Origin of the sequence: Kitasatospora sp. CB02891 (genome assembly GCF_002803145.1) — a bacterium.
Classification (GTDB): Bacteria; Actinomycetota; Actinomycetes; order Streptomycetales; family Streptomycetaceae; genus Kitasatospora; species Kitasatospora griseola.
The window spans coordinates 47,534-69,377 of record NZ_NNBO01000011.1; the positions used below are offsets into that span (position 1 = coordinate 47,534).

Annotated in this window: 18 protein-coding genes; 8 read left to right on the forward strand and 10 right to left on the reverse strand. The window is 73.0% G+C overall.

Annotated features, from left to right (window positions below; all coding sequences use genetic code 11):
- Positions 1 to 78: 78 nt before the first annotated feature.
- Both CG736_RS23475 and CG736_RS23480 read right to left on the reverse strand, forming a co-directional pair.
- Positions 79 to 2,331 carry a cation-translocating P-type ATPase gene (locus CG736_RS23475; RefSeq protein WP_100588171.1) on the reverse strand — a complete coding sequence of 751 codons (2,253 nt, stop codon included), beginning with the start codon at positions 2,329 to 2,331 and terminating at the stop codon, positions 79 to 81.
- A 55-nt stretch (positions 2,332 to 2,386) separates the two neighbouring features.
- On the reverse strand, positions 2,387 to 2,659 hold the full coding sequence (locus CG736_RS23480) for a heavy-metal-associated domain-containing protein (RefSeq protein WP_100588172.1): 273 nt from the start codon (positions 2,657 to 2,659) through the stop codon (positions 2,387 to 2,389).
- A 355-nt stretch (positions 2,660 to 3,014) separates the two neighbouring features.
- Between CG736_RS23480 and CG736_RS23485 the strand changes: the two genes are divergently transcribed.
- From CG736_RS23485 to CG736_RS23500, 4 genes are all read left to right on the forward strand, one after another.
- Positions 3,015 to 3,971 (forward strand): hypothetical protein, encoded by a 957-nt coding sequence (locus CG736_RS23485; RefSeq protein ID WP_100588173.1) that lies wholly within the window; start codon positions 3,015 to 3,017, stop codon positions 3,969 to 3,971.
- Between the two features lie 94 nt (positions 3,972 to 4,065).
- A complete protein-coding gene (locus tag CG736_RS23490; protein ID WP_100588174.1) occupies positions 4,066 to 5,493 on the forward strand; it encodes an MFS transporter in 1,428 nt (475 codons plus the stop codon).
- A gap of 112 nt (positions 5,494 to 5,605) precedes the next feature.
- Entirely contained in the window at positions 5,606 to 6,481 is an 876-nt protein-coding gene (nth, locus tag CG736_RS23495; protein WP_232734125.1) for an endonuclease III, read from the forward strand.
- Positions 6,478 to 7,173 carry a CoA pyrophosphatase gene (locus CG736_RS23500; RefSeq protein WP_100588175.1) on the forward strand — a complete coding sequence of 232 codons (696 nt, stop codon included), beginning with the start codon at positions 6,478 to 6,480 and terminating at the stop codon, positions 7,171 to 7,173. The genes nth and CG736_RS23500 overlap by 4 nt, the downstream gene beginning before the upstream one ends.
- 7 nt (positions 7,174 to 7,180) lie before the next feature.
- On the opposite strand, the gene CG736_RS23505 is transcribed toward CG736_RS23500, so the two are convergent.
- Positions 7,181 to 7,981, reverse strand: a complete 801-nt coding sequence (locus CG736_RS23505) for a DUF4389 domain-containing protein (protein ID WP_100588176.1) — start codon at positions 7,979 to 7,981, stop codon at positions 7,181 to 7,183.
- Positions 7,982 to 8,126: 145 nt separating this feature from the next.
- Between CG736_RS23505 and CG736_RS23510 the strand changes: the two genes are divergently transcribed.
- Together CG736_RS23510 and CG736_RS23515 are read left to right on the forward strand one after the other, a co-directional pair.
- Positions 8,127 to 9,311, forward strand: a complete 1,185-nt coding sequence (locus CG736_RS23510) for a MarP family serine protease (protein WP_100588177.1) — start codon at positions 8,127 to 8,129, stop codon at positions 9,309 to 9,311.
- Positions 9,312 to 9,435: 124 nt separating this feature from the next.
- Positions 9,436 to 10,137, forward strand: a complete 702-nt coding sequence (locus CG736_RS23515) for a metal-dependent hydrolase (protein ID WP_232734126.1) — start codon at positions 9,436 to 9,438, stop codon at positions 10,135 to 10,137.
- An 87-nt stretch (positions 10,138 to 10,224) separates the two neighbouring features.
- Here CG736_RS23515 and CG736_RS23520 read toward each other — a convergent pair whose 3' ends face one another.
- The 5 genes from CG736_RS23520 to acs form a co-directional block, all read right to left on the reverse strand.
- Positions 10,225 to 10,419, reverse strand: coding sequence for a hypothetical protein (locus tag CG736_RS23520; RefSeq protein WP_232734127.1), 195 nt, complete (start codon positions 10,417 to 10,419; stop codon positions 10,225 to 10,227).
- A 129-nt stretch (positions 10,420 to 10,548) separates the two neighbouring features.
- The gene (locus CG736_RS23525) at positions 10,549 to 11,496 is read right to left on the reverse strand and encodes an alpha/beta fold hydrolase (RefSeq protein WP_043916541.1); all 948 of its coding nucleotides are present in this window, start codon (positions 11,494 to 11,496) and stop codon (positions 10,549 to 10,551) included.
- A gap of 99 nt (positions 11,497 to 11,595) precedes the next feature.
- Positions 11,596 to 12,072, reverse strand: a complete 477-nt coding sequence (locus CG736_RS23530) for a phage holin family protein (protein ID WP_043915054.1) — start codon at positions 12,070 to 12,072, stop codon at positions 11,596 to 11,598.
- Positions 12,073 to 12,196: 124 nt separating this feature from the next.
- Entirely contained in the window at positions 12,197 to 13,486 is a 1,290-nt protein-coding gene (gene nhaA, locus CG736_RS23535) for a Na+/H+ antiporter NhaA (RefSeq protein ID WP_198520586.1), read from the reverse strand.
- Between the two features lie 229 nt (positions 13,487 to 13,715).
- A complete protein-coding gene (gene acs, locus CG736_RS23540) occupies positions 13,716 to 15,695 on the reverse strand; it encodes an acetate--CoA ligase (protein WP_100588180.1) in 1,980 nt (659 codons plus the stop codon).
- A 286-nt stretch (positions 15,696 to 15,981) separates the two neighbouring features.
- On the opposite strand from acs, the gene CG736_RS23545 reads away from it, so the two are divergent.
- Positions 15,982 to 16,503 carry a hypothetical protein gene (locus CG736_RS23545; RefSeq protein WP_100588181.1) on the forward strand — a complete coding sequence of 174 codons (522 nt, stop codon included), beginning with the start codon at positions 15,982 to 15,984 and terminating at the stop codon, positions 16,501 to 16,503.
- A gap of 118 nt (positions 16,504 to 16,621) precedes the next feature.
- Here CG736_RS23545 and CG736_RS23550 read toward each other — a convergent pair whose 3' ends face one another.
- On the reverse strand, positions 16,622 to 18,988 hold the full coding sequence (locus CG736_RS23550; protein WP_100588182.1) for a SulP family inorganic anion transporter: 2,367 nt from the start codon (positions 18,986 to 18,988) through the stop codon (positions 16,622 to 16,624).
- 337 nt (positions 18,989 to 19,325) lie between these two features.
- On the reverse strand, positions 19,326 to 20,312 hold the full coding sequence (locus CG736_RS23555; RefSeq protein ID WP_100588183.1) for an ATP-binding protein: 987 nt from the start codon (positions 20,310 to 20,312) through the stop codon (positions 19,326 to 19,328).
- Between the two features lie 276 nt (positions 20,313 to 20,588).
- On the opposite strand from CG736_RS23555, the gene CG736_RS23560 reads away from it, so the two are divergent.
- Positions 20,589 to 21,470 carry an oxidoreductase gene (locus tag CG736_RS23560; protein ID WP_100588184.1) on the forward strand — a complete coding sequence of 294 codons (882 nt, stop codon included), beginning with the start codon at positions 20,589 to 20,591 and terminating at the stop codon, positions 21,468 to 21,470.
- Positions 21,471 to 21,844: the final 374 nt, after the last annotated feature.

Below are 21,844 nucleotides of genomic sequence, written 5' to 3' on the forward strand. Positions count from 1 at the left end.
CTTCTCGGAAACTGATCGCTTGCGCGAACGCCGAAGCCCGGCCCGGGAGACTCCCGGGCCGGGCTTCGGTGGGTGCGATCAGCGGGCCTTGAAGGTCCGCAGCCGCAGGCTGTTGCCGACCACGAAGACCGAGGAGAAGGCCATGGCCGCTCCTGCGATCATCGGGTTGAGCAGGCCGGTCGCGGCGAGCGGCAGGGCTGCCACGTTGTAGGCGAAGGCCCAGAACAGGTTGCCCTTGATGGTGGCCAGGGTGCGGCGGGAGAGGCGGATCGCGTCGGCGGCCGAGCGCAGGTCGCCGCGTACCAGGGTGAGGTCGGCGGCCTCGATGGCCGCGTCGGTGCCGGTGCCGATGGCCAGGCCCAGGTCGGCCTGGGCGAGGGCGGCGGCGTCGTTGACGCCGTCGCCGACCATTGCGACGGTGCGGCCCTCGGCCTGCAGCCGCCGCACGGTGGCGACCTTGTCCTCGGGCAGCACCTCGGCGATCACGTCCTCGGCGGGGATGCCGACCTCGGCCGCCACCGACTCCGCCACCAGCCGGTTGTCACCGGTCAGCAGGACCGGGCGCAGACCCAGCGCCCGCAGCTCGGCGATCGCCTCCGCGCTGGTGGGCTTCACCGCGTCGGCGACCTCCAGGACGGCCCGCGCCGCGCCGTCCCAGCCGACCGCGATCGCGGTCCGGCCGGCCCGCTCGGCCTCGGCCTTGGCGACCAGCAGCTCCGCCGGCAGGTGCTGCGACCAGTCGGCCAGCAGCGCCTCGCGCCCGGCGACCACCGCGTGGCCGTCGACCACGCCCTGCACACCCAGACCCGGGACGTTCTCGAAGCCCTCGACCGGCTCCAGCGTGCCGAACCTCTCCTGCGCGGCGGTGGCCACGGCCTGGGCGATCGGGTGCTCGGAGGCGTGCTCCAGCGCGCCGGCCAGCCGCAGCGCCTCGTCCTCGGTGGCGTTCTCGGCGGTGTGGACGCCGACCAGGGTCATCCGGCCGGTGGTCACGGTGCCGGTCTTGTCCAGCACGATGGTGTCGACCTTGCGGGTGTTCTCCAGGACCTCGGGGCCCTTGATCAGGATGCCCAGCTGGGCGCCGCGGCCGGTGCCGACCAGCAGCGCGGTCGGAGTGGCCAGGCCCAGGGCGCAGGGGCAGGCGATGATCAGCACCGCGACGGCGGCGGTGAAGGCGGCGGTCCAGCCCTCGCCGGTGCCCAGCCAGTAGCCCAGGGTGGCCAGCGCCAGGGTGATCACGACCGGCACGAACACGCCGGAGATCCGGTCGGCGAGGCGCTGGGCGGCGGCCTTGCCGTTCTGGGCGTCCTCGACCAGCTTCGCCATCCGGGCCAGCTGGGTGTCCGCGCCGACCCGGGCGGCCTCGACCACCAGTCGGCCGCCCGCGTTGACGGTCGCGCCGGTCACGGCGTCGCCCGGGCCGACCTCGACCGGCACCGATTCGCCGGTCAGCATCGAGGCGTCCACGGCGGAGCTGCCCTCGACGACCGTGCCGTCGGTGGCGATCTTCTCGCCGGGACGGACCACGAACCGGTCGCCGACGGCCAGCTGCCCGATCGGCAGCAGCACCTCGCGGCCGTCCCGCAGCACCGTCACGTCCTTCGCGCCCAGCTCCAGCAGCGCCTTCAGCGCCGCGCCCGCCGTCCGCTTCGACCGGGCCTCGAAGTACCGGCCGGCCAGGATGAACGCGGTGACGCCGGCCGCCGCCTCCAGGTAGATGTTCGACGCGCCGTCGGAGCGGGCGATGGTGAACTCGAAGCCGTGCCGCATGCCCGGCATGCCCGCGTCGCCGAAGAACAGCGCCCACAGCGACCACAGGAACGCGGCGCCGGTGCCCAGTGAGACCAGGGTGTCCATGGTCGCCGCGCCGTGCTTGGCGTTGGTCCAGGCGGCCCGGTGGAACGGCCAGGCCGCGTACGTGACGACCGGCGCGGCCAGCGTCAGCGACAGCCACTGCCAGTTGTCGAACTGCAGCGCCGGCACCATCGCCATCGCGATCACCGGCACGGCCAGCACCAGCGCGGTGATCAGCCGCTGCCGCAGCGGGGCCAGCTCGTCGTCCGCGCCGGCGGCCTGCTCGCCCTTCTCCTCGGCCGGGGGCTCCGGGAGGGCGGCCGTGTAGCCGGTGGCCTCCACGGTGGCGATCAGGTCGGAGACGTCCACGGGCCCGTCGACGACCACCTTGGCCTTCTCGGTGGCGTAGTTGACGCTGGCCCGGACGCCGTCCATGCGGTTGAGCTTCTTCTCGATCCGCGCGGCGCAAGAGGCACAGGTCATGCCGCCGATGCGGAGTTCCACCTCGGTGGAGGCGGGTGCTGCCTGGGTGGTCATCAGGGGCTCCTCGTGGTGTCGGACATCCCGGCCGGCGGCCGGGTTCCTACGGTTCTCAGGCGCGGCCGGTCAGCTCGTAGCCGGCCTCGTCGACGGCGGCGCGCACCGTCTCGTCGTCGAGCTCGGCCGTCGAACCGACGGTGACCAGCCCGGTCTTCACGTCCACCTGCACGGCCTCGACGCCATCGAGCGCCCCGATCGCCTTGCCGACGGTCTTCTCGCAGTGCCCGCAGGTCATTCCGGACACCGTGAACACGGTGGTGACGGCGGCCGGCGCGGCGATGGTCGCGGTGGTGGAGCAGGTGCCGTCGCTGGAGCAGCAGGACATGGGATCCTCCGTTGAAGTTCTCGATACCTGGAGGGGGTATCCCTCTCGGCAATGACATTTATACCCCTGGGGGGTATGTCGTGCAAGCGTTTCCGCCCCTGGATCCGCGCCGCCGCCCCGATCCACCGGGATGCCCCCTCCCTGTGTACGCCTCCTTATGTGCACCCCTCCGCACCCCGCTCCGCGTGCGGAGACTTTTTCCGGGCGGCCCGCCGCCGCCCCTGACCTCGCGGTTCCGTCCGATCGCCCGCCCCGTCGGTGTCGAAGCCGGTTCCACGTTGCTTGACACATACCCCCTGGGGGTATCTACTCCGTGATGTCGCCAGGCACCCCACCCCGTCAGAGGGAGTCCGCCATGAACACCGCACTCAAGGTCGCCGTCTTCACCTCGGGCCTCGCCCTCGCGTTCGGCGCCGCCTACGGAGTCGGCCACGCCGTCGGCAGCACCCCGGCCCCGGCCGCCGGACACGCCCACCAGGCCGACGACGCCACGGCCGCGCCCGAGGGGCGCGGCGGCCACGAGGAGCATCCGGTCGGCGGCCTGCAGATCTCGGACCGCGGCTACACGCTGAGCCTCGACCGCCCGGTGGTCCCGGCCGGCGGCCCGACCGAACTGAGCTTCCGGGTGCTGGCGCCGGACGGGAAGCCGCTCACCGCGTACCGGCCCGCGCACGAGAAGGAGCTCCACCTGATCATCGCCAGCCGCGACCTGACGGACTTCCAGCACGTGCACCCGGTCCGCGCCGCGGACGGCACCTGGAGCGTCCCGGCGAACATCGCCAGGGCCGGCGACTACCGGGTGTTCGCCGACTTCGTTCCGGCCGCCGAGGCCGAGTCGCTGACCCTCGGCGCGGACCTGCACGCCGCCGGCGACTACCGGCCGGCCGCCCTCCCGCAGACCGGCCGCTCGGTGACCGTCGACGGTTACACCGTGACCCTCACCGGCGACCTGACGGCCGGCCGGGCGGGCGGGCTCGCCTTCGCAGTGTCGAAGGACGGCCGTCCGGTCGACGACCTCGACCCGTACCTCGCCGCCTACGGCCACCTGGTGGTGCTGCGCGCCGGAGACCTCGGCTACCTGCACGTCCACCCGGACGGCGCGCCCGGCGACGGGGTCACCAAGCCAGGCCCGGAGGTCGACTTCACGGCCACCGCGCCGAGCGCCGGCGAGTACCGGCTGTTCCTGGACTTCCAGCACGCGGGCGCCGTCCACACCGCCGCCTTCACCCTCGCCGCGGGCGGCGGCGCCCCGGCGGCCACCGACGCCCCGGCTCCGGCTCCGGCTTCGAGCGAGTCGGCGCACCACCACTGATCGAGCGCGCCACCCCCGCGCGGATTCCCGGTCCGCGCACACCCACGTCGGCTACATACCCCCTCCCGGTATATCTCCAGAGGAGCCCCCGGCCATGTCGGACCTCACCGCACCCCCCGCACCCCGCCGCTGGACGGCGCTCGCCTTGATCGCCCTCGCCCAGTTCATGGTCATCATGGACACCTCGATCATCGGCGTGGCCCTGCCGAAGATGCAGACCGCGCTCGGGTTCTCGCAGGAGAACCTGTCCTGGGTGTTCAACGCCTACGTGATCGCCTTCGGCGGCCTGCTGCTGCTCGGCGGACGCCTGTCCGACCTGCTCGGCGCCAAGCGGGTCTTCGCCGCCGGCTGGATCGTCCTCGCCGCCGGCTCCCTGGTGGCCGGCCTGGCCGGCACCGCCTGGGTCGAACTGGTCGGCCGCGCCGCCCAGGGCGCCGGCTCGGCGCTGATCGCCCCGGCCGCGCTCACCCTGCTGATGACCCTGTTCGGCGGCCGTCCCACCGAACTGCCCAAGGCCTTCGCCCTGTACGGCGCGGCCGCCCCGGCCGGCGGCACCGCGGGCGTGTTCCTCGGCGGCCTGATCACCCAGTACGCCAGCTGGGAGTGGGTGTTCTGGATCAACCTCCCGGTGGCCCTGCTGGTGCTGCTCGCCGGCCCGTCCGTGATGCCCGCCGCCGCGGCCCGCCGCGGATCGATCGACTGGCTGGGCGCGATCACCGTCACTGCCGGCCTCGCCGTCACCGTGTTCGCCATCGTCCGGGCCCCCGAGGTCGGCTGGGACTCCGCGCAGACCTGGCTGGTGCTGGCCGCCGGCCTCCTGCTGATCGCCGCGTTCGTCGGCATCCAGTCCCGCCGCAGCGAGCCGCTGATGCGCCTCGGCATCTGGCGCAGCCCGAACCTGGCGGGCGCCAACCTGGCGCAGCTGCTGATGGCGGCGGCCTGGATCCCGATGTGGTTCTTCCTCAACCTCTACCTGCAGCAGGTGCTCGGCCTGGAGGCCTTCGCCTCCGGTGCGGCGCTGCTGCCGATGACCGCCGCGATCATGCTGATGATGATCGTCCTGGCGCCCCGGCTGATCGCCCGCTTCGGCCCGAAGCCGCTGATCGTCACCGGCCTGGCCGCGCTCGCCGCCGGCATGTACTGGCTGTCGCTGGCCCGCCCGGACGGCAGCTTCGCGGTCGACGTCCTGCCGGCCTCGCTGCTCGCCGCCGTCGGCATGGCGCTCGCCTTCATCCCGTCGCTGGGCACCGCCCTCGCCGTCCCGAACCCCGCCGAGGGCGGTCTCGCCTCCGGCATCGTCAACACCTCCTACCAGGTGGGCTCCGCCCTCGGCCTGGCCGCGATGACCGCCGTCGCCGCCGCCAACGGCTCCCGCGAGCTCGGCAACCCGGTCGCCCTGACCCACGGCTTCTCCGCCGCCTTCACCGGCGCCGCCGCCCTGGCCCTGCTCGGCGCCCTGGCCTCGCTGCTCACCCTGCGCACCCCGGCCCCCGCCGCCGAGCCCGTGGAGGCCGCCGCCTGATCCGCCGCCCCGTCCCGCCGACCGCCCGGCGCTCCCCCTGTGAGCGCCGGGCGCTTCGCCGTCCTCCGGGCAAAGCGGCCGTGGGCCCGGCGGATCGGCGTAGCCTTCGTGCATGGCAGAGAGCAAGGTCGCGAAGGCCGGGCGGAAGAAGCCCGAGACGCACCTGGGGATGGTGCGCCGGGCCCGGAGGATCAACCGTGAGCTGGCGGAGCTTTACCCGTACGCGCACCCCGAGCTGGACTTCGACGGGCCGTTCCAACTGCTGGTGGCGACCGTGCTGTCGGCGCAGACCACCGACCTGAGGGTCAATCAGACCACCCCGGCGCTGTTCGCCGAGTACCCGACGCCGGAGGACCTCGCGGCGGCCGTCCCCGAGGAGCTGGAGGAGATCGTCCGCCCGACGGGCTTCTTCCGGGCCAAGTCGAAGTCGCTGATCGGCCTGTCGATCGCGCTCCGCGACCGCTACGACGGCGAGGTGCCGCGCAAGCTGGAGGACCTGGTCACCCTCCCCGGGGTGGGCCGCAAGACCGCCAACGTCGTGATCGGCAACGCCTTCGGCGGCGCCGGGATCACCGTCGACACCCACTTCGGACGCCTCGCCCGCCGGTTCGGCTGGACCACCGCCGAGGACCCGGAGCAGGTCGAGGCCGAGGTCGCGGCGATCTTCCCGAAGTCGGAGTGGACGATGCTCTCGCACCGGGTGGTGTTCCACGGCCGCCGGGTCTGCCACGCCCGCAAGCCCGCCTGCGGGGCGTGCCCGATCGCCCCGCTCTGCCCGTCCTACGGCATCGGCGAGACCGACCCGGAGCAGGCCCGCAAGCTGCTCAAGTACGAGCTCGCCGGACAGCCCGGCCAGCGCCTCCGGCCCCCGGCCGACTTCCCGGGCGAGGCGGCGGCCCGTGCCGAGGTCGCGGCCGGACACCCGCTGCCCGACACCGCCCCGGCCGCGGTGCGGGCCGCCCGGAAGAACGTGGGAGGCAAGGCATGACGATGCCCGCAGTGCTCCGGGACGGCCTGCCCGAGTGGCTGCTGCCGGTGCGCGACGCCGCCGAGCGGGCGGTGCCCGAGCAGCTGAGCCGGTTCCTGCCGCCCGCCGAGGGCGGCCGCCCGTCGGCGGTGCTGATGCTGTTCGGCGAGGGCCCGGCCGGCCCGGACCTGCTGCTGATCGAACGGGCCCGCAGCCTGCGCTCGCACGCCGGCCAGCCGTCCTTCCCCGGCGGCGCGCTGGACCCGGAGGACGGCGACCCGGCCGGCTCGGGCCCGCTGGCGGCGGCGCTGCGCGAGGCCACCGAGGAGACCGGCCTCGACCCGTCGGGCGTGCAGCTGTTCGCCCGGCTGCCCGCGCTGTACATCCCGGTGAGCGGCTTCGTGGTGACGCCGGTGCTCGGCTGGTGGCGGCGCGAGTCGCCGGTCGCGGTGGTCGACCCGGCGGAGACCGGCGCGGTGTTCCGGGTTCCGCTGGCGGAGCTGACCGACCCGGCGAACCGGGCCCGGCTGCGCCACCCGTCGGGGTTCACCGGCCCGGCGTTCCAGGTCGCCGACCGGCTGGTGTGGGGCTTCACGGCCGGGGTGATCGACCGGGTGCTGCACTTCAGCGGCCTGGAGCGGCCCTGGGACAGCGGGCGCACCGTGGAGCTCTCCGAGGAGGCGGTGGCGCTGTCGCTGCGCCACCGCTCCTGACCGGTCCTCAGGGGCCGACGCGCAGCGGGGCGAGCGTCGTGACCACGTCCCCGGGGTTGTCGTCCTCGGAGTGCCACTCGTCGCTCGCCGAGCCCGCCGCCCACGAGGCCACCCCGAGCACCAGGTAGATCACCAGCAGCGCCTTCGCGGCCCCGGTCAGCACCAGCGGCCGGGTCGCGGAGCGCTGCGGCTCGGCGTTCGGCGGGTCGCCGAACACGCCCACGGGGTAGGAGGACGTGAGCATCATCAGGTACGCCTCGAACCGGACCCGGTAGCGCAGCACGGCGGCGGTGGCCTCGAACAGCGCCTGCGGCATCCGGCCCATGACCAGCACGACCAGCCAGTGGATCACCGACAGCGACCACCAGCCCGCCTGCAGCAGGCCCTGGACGATCGCGGCCGGAATGACCAGCAGCAGCCGGAAGAACACCGCGAGCCGGTTCAGCGGCTCGCCGGGGCGCACCTCGATCCGCACCGGGTGCTCGGGCGCGGCGAAGCGGAACGGCGGGTAGCGGTCGACCATCAGCAGCATCGAGGCGTAGACCCTGGTGTCGTACGCCAGGAACCCGGACAGCCACTCGGCGGCGAACCGGGGGAGCCGGCCGGTGAACAGCGCGCCGAACCAGCCGATCACCGTGACCACGAAGGCCACGATCGACAGCAGCCACAGCACGATGAGCTGCGGGATCAGCAGCAGCAGGCGCAGCAGCACGGTGAGCCGGTTCTGGCGGGCGGACGGCGGGAGATCGAGGGCGGGCCGGAATTCGGTGCGGTCCACGACGGGCACGTCCCACCTGGGCTGTTCCATGGCGCGGCTCCCTGATCCCTGGTCAGCTGTCCGAATGGTCAGACAGTCCCAACCATTCCGGGCGGGCTGCTTGCCGGGCTGACCCGATCGGGCGACACCGGACGGCCGTTGTCCCCCGCCCGGTGGGTCGTGGGAGGGTATCCGGGTGAACGTCCTGGATCTGCTGCTGATCGCCGCCGCACTGGGCTTCGCCGTCTCCGGCTATCGGCAGGGATTCGTGGTCGGCGTGCTCTCGGTGCTCGGCTTCCTCGGCGGCGGCCTGATCGCCGTCCAGCTGCTCCCGCTGCTCCTGCGCCACCTCTCCCAGGGCACCACCGCCTCGGTGGTGGCGGTCGTGCTGGTGATCGTGCTCGCCGCGGTCGGCCAGGCCATCACCACCCACTTCGGCTGGAAGCTGCGCGGACGGATCGGCCGCGCCAAGGTCAAGACCCTGGACGCGGTCGGCGGCTCCCTGGTGAACGTGCTGTCCATGCTGCTGGTGGCCTGGCTGATCGGCTCGGCGCTGGCGGGCACCTCGCTGCCGACGGTCTCCAAGCAGGTCCGGACCTCCAAGGTGCTCGGCTCGGTGCAGTCGGCGCTGCCGTCCGACGCCCCGAACTGGTTCTCCGACTTCAGCAAGGAACTCGCCCGCAACGGCTTCCCGCAGGTGTTCAACCCGTTCGAGCAGGAGCCGATCACCGAGGTCGACCCGCCCGACCCGGCGCTGGCCGGCAGCGCGGGCGTGCAGAAGGCCAAGGGCTCGCTGGTGAAGGTGCTGGGCACCGCCCCCTCCTGCGGCAAGACCCTGGAGGGCTCCGGCTTCGTGTTCGCCCCGCACCGGGTGATGACCAACGCGCACGTGGTCGGCGGCGTCGACGAGCCGACCGTGCAGATCGGCGGCACCGGCCAGCTCTACGACGCCACCGTGGTCCGTTACGACTGGCAGCGCGACATCGCCGTGCTGGACGTCCCCCGGCTGAACGCCCCGCCGCTGACCTTCGCCGGCGAGGCCCGCAGCAACGACTCGGCGATCGTCGCGGGCTTCCCCGAGAACGGCGCCTTCAACGTCCAGCCCGCCCGCATCCGGGGCCGCATCCAGGCCAACGGCCCGGACATCTACCACCGCGGCCAGGTGGTCCGCGACGTCTACTCGATCCGCTCGCTGGTCCGCCAGGGCAACAGCGGCGGCCCGCTGCTCACCCCGGACGGCCAGGTGTACGGCGTGGTGTTCGCCAAGTCGCTGGACAGCTCCGACACCGGCTACGTGCTGACCGCCGCCGAGGTGAAGGAGGACGTCACCCAGGGCGCCACCGCCTCCGGCCGGGTCGACACCCAGGGCTGCGCGCTCTGACCGGCCGCCCGCCGCGCGTTCCCTGACGACCCGTCGGCGCTGCCTGGTAGCGTCGGCCGAGCTCACCCGAACGGCCCAGCCGGGTCGCCCCCGGCGGAGCCCGACGGGAGGTTCGACAGACGTCATGATGGGTCACTCGCACGCGGTCAGCGGCGCACTGCTCTTCGCGGCCACCGCGCCGTTCGTTCCACCGCTGATGGGGATCCATCTGTCTCCGGCCGAGGTGCTGATGGGCACCGTGCTGTGCGCCGGCGCGGCGCTGCTGCCGGACCTCGACCACCACGACGGGACGATCGCCAACTTCCTCGGCCCGGTCTCCAAGCTGCTGTGCCGCTTCGTCGCCTGGGCCTCCGGCGGCCACCGGCACGCCACCCACTCGCTGCTGTTCGTGGCCCTGATGGGCGGCGGCAGCTGGGCCGGCATCACCTTCCTGGGCCGCTGGTTCACCATCGGCCTGACCTTCTTCCTGCTCGCCATGGCGATCAAGGCGCTGCGCCTGCACCCGCCGGGCCACGGGCACGCGTCCTGGATCATCGTGGTCGGCCTGGCCGCGCTCGGCACCTTCGGCATGCTCACCTGGCTGCCCAACGCCCCGGGCTGGCTGCCGTACGCGGTGGCCCTGGGCACCCTGGCGCACCTGCTCGGCGACTGCCTGACCAAGCAGGGCTCACCGCTGCTGTGGCCGCACAAGGAGCGCTACGAGGTGGTCCTGATCAAGCGCACCGGCAACGACATGGAGACCAAGATCCTGGTTCCGGTGATGTCGGTGGCGACCTTCGGTCTGCTGCTGTGGTCCACCGCGATCTCGCCGAGCGTCCTGGGCTGAACCGGCGTCGGGGGCGAGTGCGGCCGGGGGCCGTGGGGAGAGCGGTCTCCTCGCGGCCCCCGGCCGTTTCGCGGGTCGGGAGCGGGGCTACCCCTCCCGGCGGAGCCTCGCGCCGACCCAGCGGGCGCGCCGTCCGATGATCTTCGGAATGCCGAGCCGGTACCCCGTGCCGCGTGGCGTCCGCTCGGTGGGCTGGTAGGGCCACTCCGGCTGCGGGACGTGCTGCTGCGAGCTGCTGCTGCCACGGCGGCGTCGGCGCGGCTGGGCTTCTCGATCGGGCATCCAGGTCATACCGGAGGGATTCCCCTGGGCCGCCCGGAGTAACCGCCCCGCGCCATGCAACTGGCTTATGCGCTTGTCATATGAATATCGTCAAGTCCCGTGCGGCACACCGGGATTGACGCCGGGTGGTCAGCCGTCCTTGTGCTGCCGGACCCACCCGATCAGCTCCGCCGTGAACTCCTCCGGCACCTCCTCGTGCGGGAAGTGCCCCACCCCCGGGAGCAGTCGCCACCGGTACGGCGCGGAGACGAACTCGCCCGCCCCCAGCGCGGTGCGCGACAGCAGCACCGGGTCGGAGGCGCCCTGCACGTGCAGCACCGGCGCGGTGATCTGCTTCTTCATCCGGCGCGCGAACTGGATGCCGTCCGGCCGGGCCATCGAGCGCATCAGCCAGCGGTACGGCTCGATCGAGCAGTGCGCGGTGCTCGGCACCTGGATCGCCCTGCGGTAGGACGTCACGGCCTCCTCGGGCAGCATGTTCGGCCCGGTCCAGGCCCGCAGGTAGTCGCCGACCAGCGCCCCGTCGTCCGCGACCAGCCGGCGCTCCGGGATCCACGGCCGCTGGAAGCCCAGCACGTGGTCGAACGCCGCGATCTGCTTCCGGTCGGTGAGCAGCGCCCGCCGCAGGTGCCGCGGGTGCGCGGCCGACACCACGGTCAGGCTGCGGATCACCGAGGGGCGCATCACCGCCGCCACCCAGGCCAGCGTGCCGCCGGTGCCGTGGCCCACCAGGTGCGCCTGCCGCTCGCCCAGCGAACGGATCACGCCGGTGACGTCCAGCGCCAGGTTGCCGGGGTCGTAGCCGCGCGGCGTGCGGTCCGAACCGCCCATCCCGCGCAGGTCCAGCGCCACCGCCCGGAAGCCCGCCTCGGCGAGCGCCGTCAGCTGGTGCCGCCACGCCCACCAGTACTCGGGCCAGCCGTGCACCAGCAGCACCAGCGGGCCCTCGCCGAGCTCGGCGATGTGGAAGCGCGCGCCGTTCGCGGCCAGATCGCGGTGCGTCCACGGCCCGGCCGAGCGGACGCTCCACGGCTCCCCGGCGCCCGGCCGGACGGGAACGGGGGCGGGCTCATCCACGGGCTTCTGGTCCAACGACATACCCGCAGCCTGTCATATCCGCGTCCTCCGTACCTGCCCGGCACTCACGGCCGGGCGCAAACCGTTACCGGTCGCCGGCTACTGGATCCGGCCCAGCGCCCGGTCGATCTCCTCCTTGGTGGCCGGCCGCGGCCGGGCGTTCTTCAGCACCTGCGCGGTGGCCTGCGCACCGGCGATGGTGCGCTCCGGCTTCCGGACCTTCTTGAAGTACCGGATCATCATGAACGCCAGGAACGCCGCGATCAGCACGTACGCGCCGCCGACGATGGCGAACGACCAGCCGGTCGTGATGCCCAGTGCCTGCAGGCCCCAGGCGAAGGCGAACGAGAACATCGGGATCGACGCCAGCGCCACCACGCCGGCCACCACTCCCGCCGCGGTGCCGATGCCGCCGCGCGTCACGTCCGCCTTGATCTCGGCCTTGGCCAGCGCGATCTCGTCGTGCACCAGGCTGGAGAGCTCGGCGGAGGCGGCGGCGAACAGTTCGCCGACGGTGCGCTCGCCCTCGTGCGGGATGCGGCCGTTGCCGTTCGGGTTGGTGGCTCCTGCGGCCATCGGCGGTCTCCACTTCGCGGGCTGGATGAGGCGTACTGAGGGTGCGTCACGCACGGGTGTCAGCTCAGCATCATGCCCCTACTGGCGAGTCGGGCACCACTCCGGGTCCCCGGCGGACGGCGTGTCACCGCTGTTGTTGGTACACATCGGGGATGCCGTCGCCGTCCGAGTCGCGGTCCTCGTCCTCGCACAGCTGCCGGTAGTACCGGTTGCGGCGCTTGAGCAGCAGGGTGCCGACCACCGCGCAGGTCAGCGAGCCCACCAGGACGGCCTCCTTGCACAGCTCGGCCAGGTGCGGGTCGTCGACGAACGCCAGGTCGCTGATCAGCAGCGACACCGTGAAGCCGATGCCCGCCACGGTGGACAGCGCGAACATGTCGGACCAGGTCAGCTGCGGGTTCAGGGTGGCCCGGGTGTAGCGGGCGGCCAGCCAGGTGCCGCCGAAGATGCCCACTGACTTGCCGACCAGCAGGCCGATCACGATGCCCAGCGGCGCGGCCTCGGTGAACACCTCGCCGAGCGCCTTCGCGGACACCGGCACCCCCGCCGCGAACAGCGCGAACATCGGCACCGCGAACCCCGCCGACAACGGACGCACCAGGTGCTCGACGCGCTCGCCGGGGGAGTGCTCCTCGCCCTCCTCGCGGTGGCAGCGCAGGATCAGGCCCATCGCCACACCCGCCACCGTCGCGTGGATGCCGCTCTCGTGCATCAGCGCCCAGATCAGCACGCCCAGCGGCACGTACAGCCACCAGCCGCGCACCCCGCGCCGGTGCAGGAACCAGAACAGCACCAGCCCCGCCAGCGCCGCGCCCAGCGCCCAGAAGGTGATCCCGGTCGAGTAGAAGACCGCGATGATCAGGATCGCGATCAGGTCGTCCACCACCGCCAGGGTCAGCAGGAACGCCCGCAGCGCGGACGGCAGGTGACTGCCCACCACGGCCAGCACGCCCAGCGCGAACGCGATGTCGGTGGCGGTCGGGATCGCCCAGCCCGCCGGGTGCCCGTCGCCGACCACGTTCACCACCGTGTACAGCAGCGCCGGCAGCGCCACCCCGCAGACCGCCGCCACCACCGGCAGCAGCGCCGCGCTCGGGGTGCGCAGTTCCCCGGCCACGAACTCGCGCTTCAGCTCGATGCCCGCGACGAAGAAGAAGATCGTCAGCAGCCCGTCCTGCGCCCAGGCCTCCAGCGGCAGGTCCAGGTGCAGCGGCGCGGACGGGCCGAAGGTCACCTCGCGGACCGTCTCGTAGGCGTGCGGCCAGACGTTGGCCCAGATCAGCGCGGCGACGGCGGCGACCAGCAGCAGGATCCCGCCGACCGTCTCGGTGCGCAGCGCGTCGGCGATGAAGCGGCGTTCGGGCAGCGGGAGCAGACCGAGGAACTGACGGCGCTCGTTGGACGGGCTTGCCACGGGGGGACCTCCTGAGGCGGGCGGCATGCGGACACACGGGTGGTGCAGTGCCGACCAGACTTCCCGGCGCGCCTCAGGACCTTGATGATTCCTTGACATCCTACGGGGCGCGGCAAGAGGTATGTCGTTCTGTCCTACTTTATGAGCGTTCGGGCCGCCGGGAACGGCAACGGGCCGGGCCCGCCCCGATGTCTCACGGAGCGGGCCCGGCCCGGTGCCTGACGGAGGATCAGCCCTCGGAGCCGTTGGCCGTCTGCTGGGACTGGATGAGGTTCATCACCGAGGAATCGGCCAGCGTGGTGGTGTCGCCCACCTCGCGGCCCTCGGCGATGTCGCGCAGCAGGCGGCGCATGATCTTGCCGGAGCGGGTCTTCGGCAGCTCGGAGACCACGTTGATCTGCTTCGGCTTGGCGATCGGGCCGAGCGTCCGGCCCACGTGGTTGCGGAGCTCCGCGACCAGGTCGGCGCTGTCGGTGGCCGAGCCGCGCAGGATCACGAACGCCACGATCGCCTGGCCGGTGGTGGCGTCGGTCGCGCCGACCACCGCGGACTCGGCGACCGCCGGGTGGCCGACCAGCGCCGACTCGACCTCGGTGGTCGAGATGTTGTGGCCGGACACCAGCATCACGTCGTCCACCCGGCCGAGCAGCCAGATGTCGCCGTCCTCGTCCTTCTTCGCACCGTCACCGGCGAAGTAGCGGCCCTCGAACCGCGACCAGTAGGTGTCGATGTAGCGCTGGTCGTCGCCCCAGATGGTGCGCAGCATGGACGGCCACGGCTCGGTCAGCACCAGGTAGCCGCCGGAGCCGTTGGGCACCTCGCGGGCCTCGTCGTCCACCACGGTGGCGGCGATGCCCGGCAGCGCGCGCTGGGCCGAGCCCGGCTTGGTCTCGGTGACGCCCGGCAGCGGGCTGATCATCATCGCGCCGGTCTCGGTCTGCCACCAGGTGTCGACGATCGGGGTCCGGCCCGCGCCGATGTGCTCCCGGTACCAGACCCACGCCTCCGGGTTGATCGGCTCACCGACCGAGCCCAGCACCCGCAGGCTCGACAGGTCGTAGCGGGCCGGGATGTCGTCGCCCCACTTCATGAAGGTGCGGATCGCTGTGGGCGCCGTGTAGAGGATGGTGACGCCGTACTTCTGCACGATCTCCCAGAACCGGCCCTGGTGCGGGGTGTCCGGGGTGCCCTCGTAGATCACCTGGGTGGCGCCGTTGGAGAGCGGGCCGTAGACGATGTACGAGTGGCCGGTGACCCAGCCGATGTCGGCGGTGCACCAGTAGACGTCGGTCTCCGGCTTCAGGTCGAACACCGCGTGGTGGGTGTAGCTCGCCTGGGTCAGGTAGCCGCCCGAGGTGTGCAGGATGCCCTTGGGCTTACCGGTGGTGCCCGAGGTGTACAGGATGAACAGCGGCTGCTCGGCGTCGTGCGCCTCGGGGGTGTGCTCGGCGGACTGGGCGTCGACCAGCTCGTGCCACCAGACGTCGCGGCCCTCGGTCCAGGCCACCTCCTCGCCGGTGCGGCGGACGACCAGGACCTTCTCCACGCCGTCGACCTTGGTCAGCGCCTCGTCGATGGCCGGCTTCAGCGCGGACGGCTTGCCGCGGCGGTAGCCGCCGTCGGCGGTGATCACCACCTTGGCGTCGGCGTCCTGGATGCGGGAGGCCACCGCGTCGGCCGAGAAGCCGCCGAAGACCACCGAGTGGGCGGCGCCGATGCGGGCGCAGGCGAGCATCGAGACCACCGCCTCGGGGATCATCGGCAGGTAGACCGCGACCCGGTCGCCCTTGGCCACGCCCAGCTCCTGCAGCGCGTTGGCCGCCTTGGAGACCTCGTCCTTCAGCTGCGCGTAGGTGATCGCCCGGCTGTCGCCCGGCTCGCCCTCGAAGTGGATCGCGACCCGGTCGCCGTTGCCCGCCTCGACGTGCCGGTCGACGCAGTTGTACGCCACGTTGAGCTTGCCGTCCGCGAACCACTTGGCGAACGGCGGGTTCGACCAGTCCAGGGTCTCGGTGGGCTCGACCGCCCAGCTCAGTCGGCGGGCCTGCTCGGCCCAGAAGGCCAGCCGGTCCTCGGAAGCCTGGGCGTAGGCGTCGGCGGTGACGTTGGCGGAGGCGGCGAGCTCCGCGGGCGGGGCGAAGCGCCGCTCCTCCTTGAGCAGGTTGGCCAGGCTCTCGTTGCTCAACGCGCACTCCTCATCGAGTCTCAAATACCGGGAACCCCGTGCGGAGGGATGGTCCCGTGTGTCCCAGCGCACAGCTCACCAGGCCAAGAGCCGTGTTGACAAGAGGCTCCGGAAAATTGGTGTAGACCTTTGACCGGCAGCAGGCTGCGCCCCTGGTGGATGCCCCCGATGCCGCTCGGCCGGTCCACCCCGACGCCTTCCCGCCCCCGGCTCCGATCAATCCCGCACAGCACCTTGACGACCCCCGGCCCCGGTACTCCACTGACGGTACGCAACCCATCACCGTACGCGACAGTGACGGGGGTTCTGCATGACCGACACCTCACCCCGGCCCGGCGACTTCGCGGTCGTCCGCATGGACGGCCGCACCGGCCGCCTGATCCGGATCGGCCAATTCCTCAACGGCGACGGATTCTCCGACTACGAACACGCCTTCGTCTTCGTCGGCGACGGCCTCGTGGTCGAGGCCCAGCCCGGCGGCGCGGCACTCGACCCGCTCAGCAACTACGACGGACACCCCGTGCTCTGGTCCACCGGCCACATCCCGCTCACCGACGACCAGCGCACCGCCATCACCACCGCCGCCCACTCCTACCTCGGCACCCCCTACTCCTTCGCCGACTACCTCGCCCTCGGCGCCGCCCGACTGCGCCTCCCCGCAGGCCCGCTGCTGCGCAAGTACGTCGCCTCCACCAAGCACATGATCTGCTCGCAACTCGTCGATCAGTGCTACCAGGACGCCGGTGTCCACCTGTTCGACGACCACCGCTGGCCCGGCTACGTCACCCCGGCGGACCTCGCCAACCTGCTCCGCCGCCGCACCGGCGGCTGACGCACAACCAGGGGCGCTGGAGAACCCTCCATGCGCCCCTGTCTCCTTCTTCACGACCGGCAGTCGGCGGTCCCGCGAACGGTGACCCGCGACCGGCGATCGATCGCCGAACGGCCCGCTACGCGGCCAGTTCGGGTTCCGGCTCCCGCTCGGCCTCCGCGTGCACCGGTGCGAAGCGGCCGGACTGACCGTCCATCACATAGGCCTGCGCGGAGGCGAAGTCGAAGTACATCCCGACCAGGCGCAGCGACCCGTCCGACACCCGGCGCTCGACGGCCGGATTGGCCATCAGCTGGTCGAGCTGCTGCACCACATTGGTGATGCACAGCTGCTCGACCACATCCACTGCTGCGCGGCCCTCGAACTCCGCCGGGGCCCGGCGCAGTCGGGCCAGCGAGCCGCGGCCGTTGCGCAGCCACCGGGCCAGTGCCGTGGGCGGCCCGGGCTGCTCCGTCACGCCGTCCAGCAGGGCCTTCATCGCGCCGCAGCCGGAGTGCCCGCAGACCGTGATCGAGGCGACCTCCAGCACCTCCACCGCGTACTGGACGGCCGCAGCCACCGAGTCGTCCGCCGCGCCCGGCTCGTGCGGGGCGGGCACCAGGTTGCCGACGTTGCGGACGGTGAAGAGATCGCCCGGGCCGGAACTGGTGATCATGCTGGTGACCATCCGGGAATCCGCGCAGGTGAGGAAGAGCTGTGAGGGCGTCTGGCCGTCGCGGGCCAGCCGGGCCAGCTCGTGGCGGACCAGCGGGGCGGTGTGCTGCTGGAAGCCGCGCACCCCGTGCAGCAGCCGGACGTGCGGATCGTCCTCGTCCCGCTCGATGCAGTGGTGGCCCACCCAGGGCGTCCAGCCGCTGCAGCGGTGCGGCCCGGGGGCGTCGTCGACCAGGACGGTGCCGTCGGGATCGAGCACCTCCTGCGCCTGGGGGTCCGTCAGCATCGCGACCTGGGCGCCCGTGGCCTGATGGTCGGCGCGCCAGGCGTGCAGCGCTTCGAACGCGGCGTGGTCGAGGAACGAGCCGTCGTGCCGGACCGTCACCCGGGCGCCGGCGGGGATCCGGGCGAAGGCCCGGCTCAGCTTGGGGACGGCCACGAACGTCAGCGGACCGTGGGTGCGGACGGTGCAGGAGCCGTCCGGTTCGGTGGTCACCTCGACATGGGCCCGCGTCAGCCGGTAGAGGGCGAGCAGCACGGCGACCGAGCCGCCGAGGACCACCCCGAGCGGGACGCCGAGCAGCACCACGCCGAGCACGGTGGCCAGGTAGACCGGGAACTCGCGGTGCCGGTGCACCCGGCGGATGTGCGCGAAGCTCACCATCTGCACGCCGACCACCAGCACCAGCGCGGCCAGCGCCGCCAGCGGGATCCGGCGCAGCCCCGCGGTCAGCGCCAGCGCCGCGACCAGCACCCAGCAGCCGTGCAGCACCGCGGACGCCCGGGTGGCCGCCCCCGCCTGCACGTTGGCCGTGGAGCGCACCGCACCGCCGGCCACCGGAAGCCCGCCGAGCAGCCCGGAGAGCAGGTTGGACACGCCCTGGGCGCGCAGCTCGCGATCCAGGTCGCCGGTGCGGCGGGTCATCCGGTCGACGGCGACGGAGGACAGCAGGGACTCGACGCCGGCCACCGCGGCGACCGTGAGCACCAGGCCGAGCAGCGCCGCCCAGTGGTCGGCCAGCACGCCCGGCGCGGGTGGCGCGAAGAACTGGTGGTGCTCCCAGACCGGGAGCTCGACCCGGGCCAGGCTCAGTTCGGCGATCAGCGAGAGCGCGGTGGCGGCGGCGACCGCGACCAGCGCGGCGGGCAGCCGGGCCAGCCGGGCGCCGAACCGGCCGGCCGACCCCGGCAGCCGGGCGAGCCTCGGCCAGCCGTACAGCACGGCGAGCGCCAGCAGGCCGACCATCAGCGCGGGTGGGTGCGGGCCGGCCAGCTCGGCGGGCAGCGAGCGCAGGTCGGCCAGGGCCGAACTGTGCGGCGAGCCGCCGAGGATGACGTGCAGTTGGGCGATCGCGATGGTGAGGCCCACCCCGGCCAGCAGGCCGTGCACCACGGCGGGGGAGACCGCGAGCGCGGCGCGGGCCACCCGCAGCGAGCCGAGCAGCAGTTGCAGCAGACCGGCGGCGATCGTCACCAGGCAGGCGATCTGCCAGCCGAACTGGGCGATCACCCCGGCGGTGACCACGGTGAGCGCGGCGGACGGCCCGCTGACCTGCAGGTGGGTGCCGCCGAGCAGGCCGGCCACCAGCCCGCCCACGGCGGCGGCGACCAGACCCGACGTCAGCGGCGCACCGGTGGCCAGCGCGATGCCGAGCGAGAACGGCACGGCGATCAGGAACACCGCGAGCGAGGCCGGCAGGTCGTGCGCCAGCAGCGCGCGCACCCGCCGCCCGGCCAGCGAAGCCAGACCGGCGGGCGGCGCGTGGCCGACCGGCGGGGCGTGGTCGGTGGTGTCGGAGGCGATGGGGGCGCTGGAGATGTCGAGGGGCATGTCTCTTCCCGTCTTCTTCCGGGGGGAGCGGACGCAGCCGCGTCCGGCGGTGGAGTCTCGGTCGGATCGGCTGTCGTGGGTCGCAGCGGGCGTGGGGAGCGGCCGGACGACGGGTGGCCGCTCGGGCCCGGGAGGCGCGGCGAAGGCCAGTGGCGACCCGGGTTCAAGACTTGGTAAACCGAGAGTAATGAGACCTTTGCACAGCGTGCGCGCGAGGTGGAAGCGCAAAAAGGGCTTTTCACCACATCGTGTGGTACCCGAACCAGACGGGAATTCGCCGGAAACGCCAAGGGCCGGCCCGTCCAGCAGGACGGGCCGGCCCCTCGGGCGGGCGGGCTCAGACCCCGGCGGTCCGGGCCTGTTCGATGCCCAGCACGTAGTCCGGAGCCACCTGGGTGGCCAGGTCCGCGCCGATCTTGGCGTTGCCCCAGCTCTCCGCGTTGCGCAGGTGGAACCGGACCGCCTGGGCGCTGTAGCGGCCCGGGTCGCGCAACTGGTGCGCGGCGTCCGCGGCCGTCCGCAGCCGACCCAGCACCTCGCGGTTGGCGGGCTCCAGCTCGCGCAGCGGCGGCTCGTCCCCGCGCTCCAGCCGCCGCACCCAGTCGGAGTGCCCGAACGCGGCGTACAGGTCGTCGCCGACCTCGCGGCGCAGGAAGTCGAGGTCGTCCGCGCTCTGCACCTTGTTGCCGATCACCCGCAGGTGGACGTCGAAGTCCTGGGCGTACTCCTTGTACTGGCGGTACACCGAGACGCCCTTGCGGGTCGGCTCGGCGACCAGGAAGGTCAGGTCGAAGCGGGTGAACAGGCCGGAGGCGAACGAGTCGGAGCCGGCCGTCATGTCGGTGACCAGGTACTCGTCCGGGCCGTCCAACAGGTGGTTGAGCAGCAGTTCCACCGCGCCGACCTTGGAGTGGTAGCAGGCCACCCCGAGGTCCTCCTCGGTGAACGCGCCGGTCGCCATCAGCCGCACCGAGCCCTCGTCCAGGGCGATCGGTCGGGCGCAGGCCGCGTAGACCGGGTTCTCCTCGACGATCCGCAGCAGCCGGGAGCCGGGGCCGGGCGGGGTGGTCTTGATCATCTCCTCGGCGGAGCGGATCAGCGGGTTGGCACCGCGCAGGTACTCCTTGATCTCCGGCAGGTGGGCGCCGAGCGAGGGCAGCGCCGCGGCCTGGGCGTCCGTCAGGCCGAGCGCCGGGCCCAGATGTTGGTTGATGTCAGCGTCGACGGCGACCACCGGGCAGCCGGCGGCGGCCAGGTGGCGGATGAACAGTGCGGACAGGGTGGTCTTGCCGCTGCCGCCCTTGCCGACGAAGGCGATCTTCATCTGAGTCTCCGGCTCTGTGGCTCTGTAGTGCTGTAGCTCTGCGGTGCCGCGGCTCTGTGTGCCGCGCGCTGCCTGGGGGTGCGGGGGTGCGGTGGCACTGCCGCCTGCGGGCGCGCTCGTGGGGGCCGCGCTTGTTGGAAATCGTTATCGTCACCGATTGCGGCTCATGCTAGCGGTGGTTTGGGGTGCAGCACATGGGGGAAGGGCGGATTGCCACGAAAGGGTGACCCGGGGGTTGCCGCCCGGTCGCCCCGTCGATTCATTACTCTCGGGTAGGTGACCACAGGAACAGACCCGCTCGCCCCGCTGGCCCAGCTGGCCGGGGTCCCCGAGGCCGTCGCCGAGGTGCGCAAGAACGTCGACCGCCTCTACGGGCACCGCGTGATGCGGCGCCGGGCGGGCGAGGTGACGTCCGAGTCCGCACTGCGCGGCGCCCGCGCCTCCGCCGCCCTGGAAGGCGCCGACTGGCCGCTGGAGGAGGTCCGCCGTCGCACCGACTTCGGTGCCGACCCCGAGGCCCGGACGATCGGCGCCGCCCTGCGCCTCTCGGCCGAGGCCGGCCAGCTGCTCAGCATCTGGCGCACCTCCCCGCTCCAGGTGCTGGCCCGCCTCCACCTGCTCGCCGTCGGCGACGCCGACCCGTCCGCCGGCCGCCCGCGCCGCGCGGGCGAGAGCGCCGCGCCGCTGTTCCCGCGCGAAATCGCGGCCACCGAAGGCGTCGCGCCCGACGGCCCGGTCGGCGAAATCCCGCCGCCGCCCGCCGCCGACGAGGTGGCCGCCCGCCTCGACCAGCTCGCCGGACTGCTGGCCGCCCGCGCCGAACGCCCCACCGGCGGCGCGCCCGCCCTGGTGGTGGCCGCCGTCGTGCACGGCGAACTGCTCGCGCTGCGCCCCTTCGGCGACTACAACGGCCTGGTCGCCCGCACCGCCCAGCGGATCGTGCTGACCGCCGAGGGCCTCGACCCGAAGGCGATCTGCCCCGCCGAGGTCGGCCTTGCCGAACTCGGCACCGCCGCCTACCGGCAGGCGCTGCTGGGCTACCTGGAGGGCACCCCCGAGGGCATGGCCCGCTGGCTCACCCACTGCGCCGCCGGGCTCGGCCTCGGCGTTCGCGAGAGCACGGCGGTGTGCGAGGCGATGCAGCGCGGCATGGTCTGAACCGGCGGACGCCCCGGCGCAGTTGCGGTTGGTCCGGGAACACGGTCGCAGCCGCCTCGGAGGCGTGGCTGCGGCCGGTCCGCGGGCGTGGCTGCGGCCGGTCCGCGGGTATGGCTGCGATTGGTCCGGGGGCGTGGCTGCGGTTGGTCCGTGAACGCGGTTGCGGCGACGTCCGAGACTTCCGGGCGTCGCCGCTGGCACGGAGACCGGGTTACCAGTGCATGCACCGTGCAATGCCCATCAGGCGGGGTCCTGTCGCCCTTCGCCTGGTGCGGCGGCCCGACAGCGGGTCGGCTGCATGTGGGTGCCCGATTGTCCGTGCGTGGGGTCCGTGGGGCCTGAACTGCGTTGTCGGATCGACCCTGTTGGGTCCT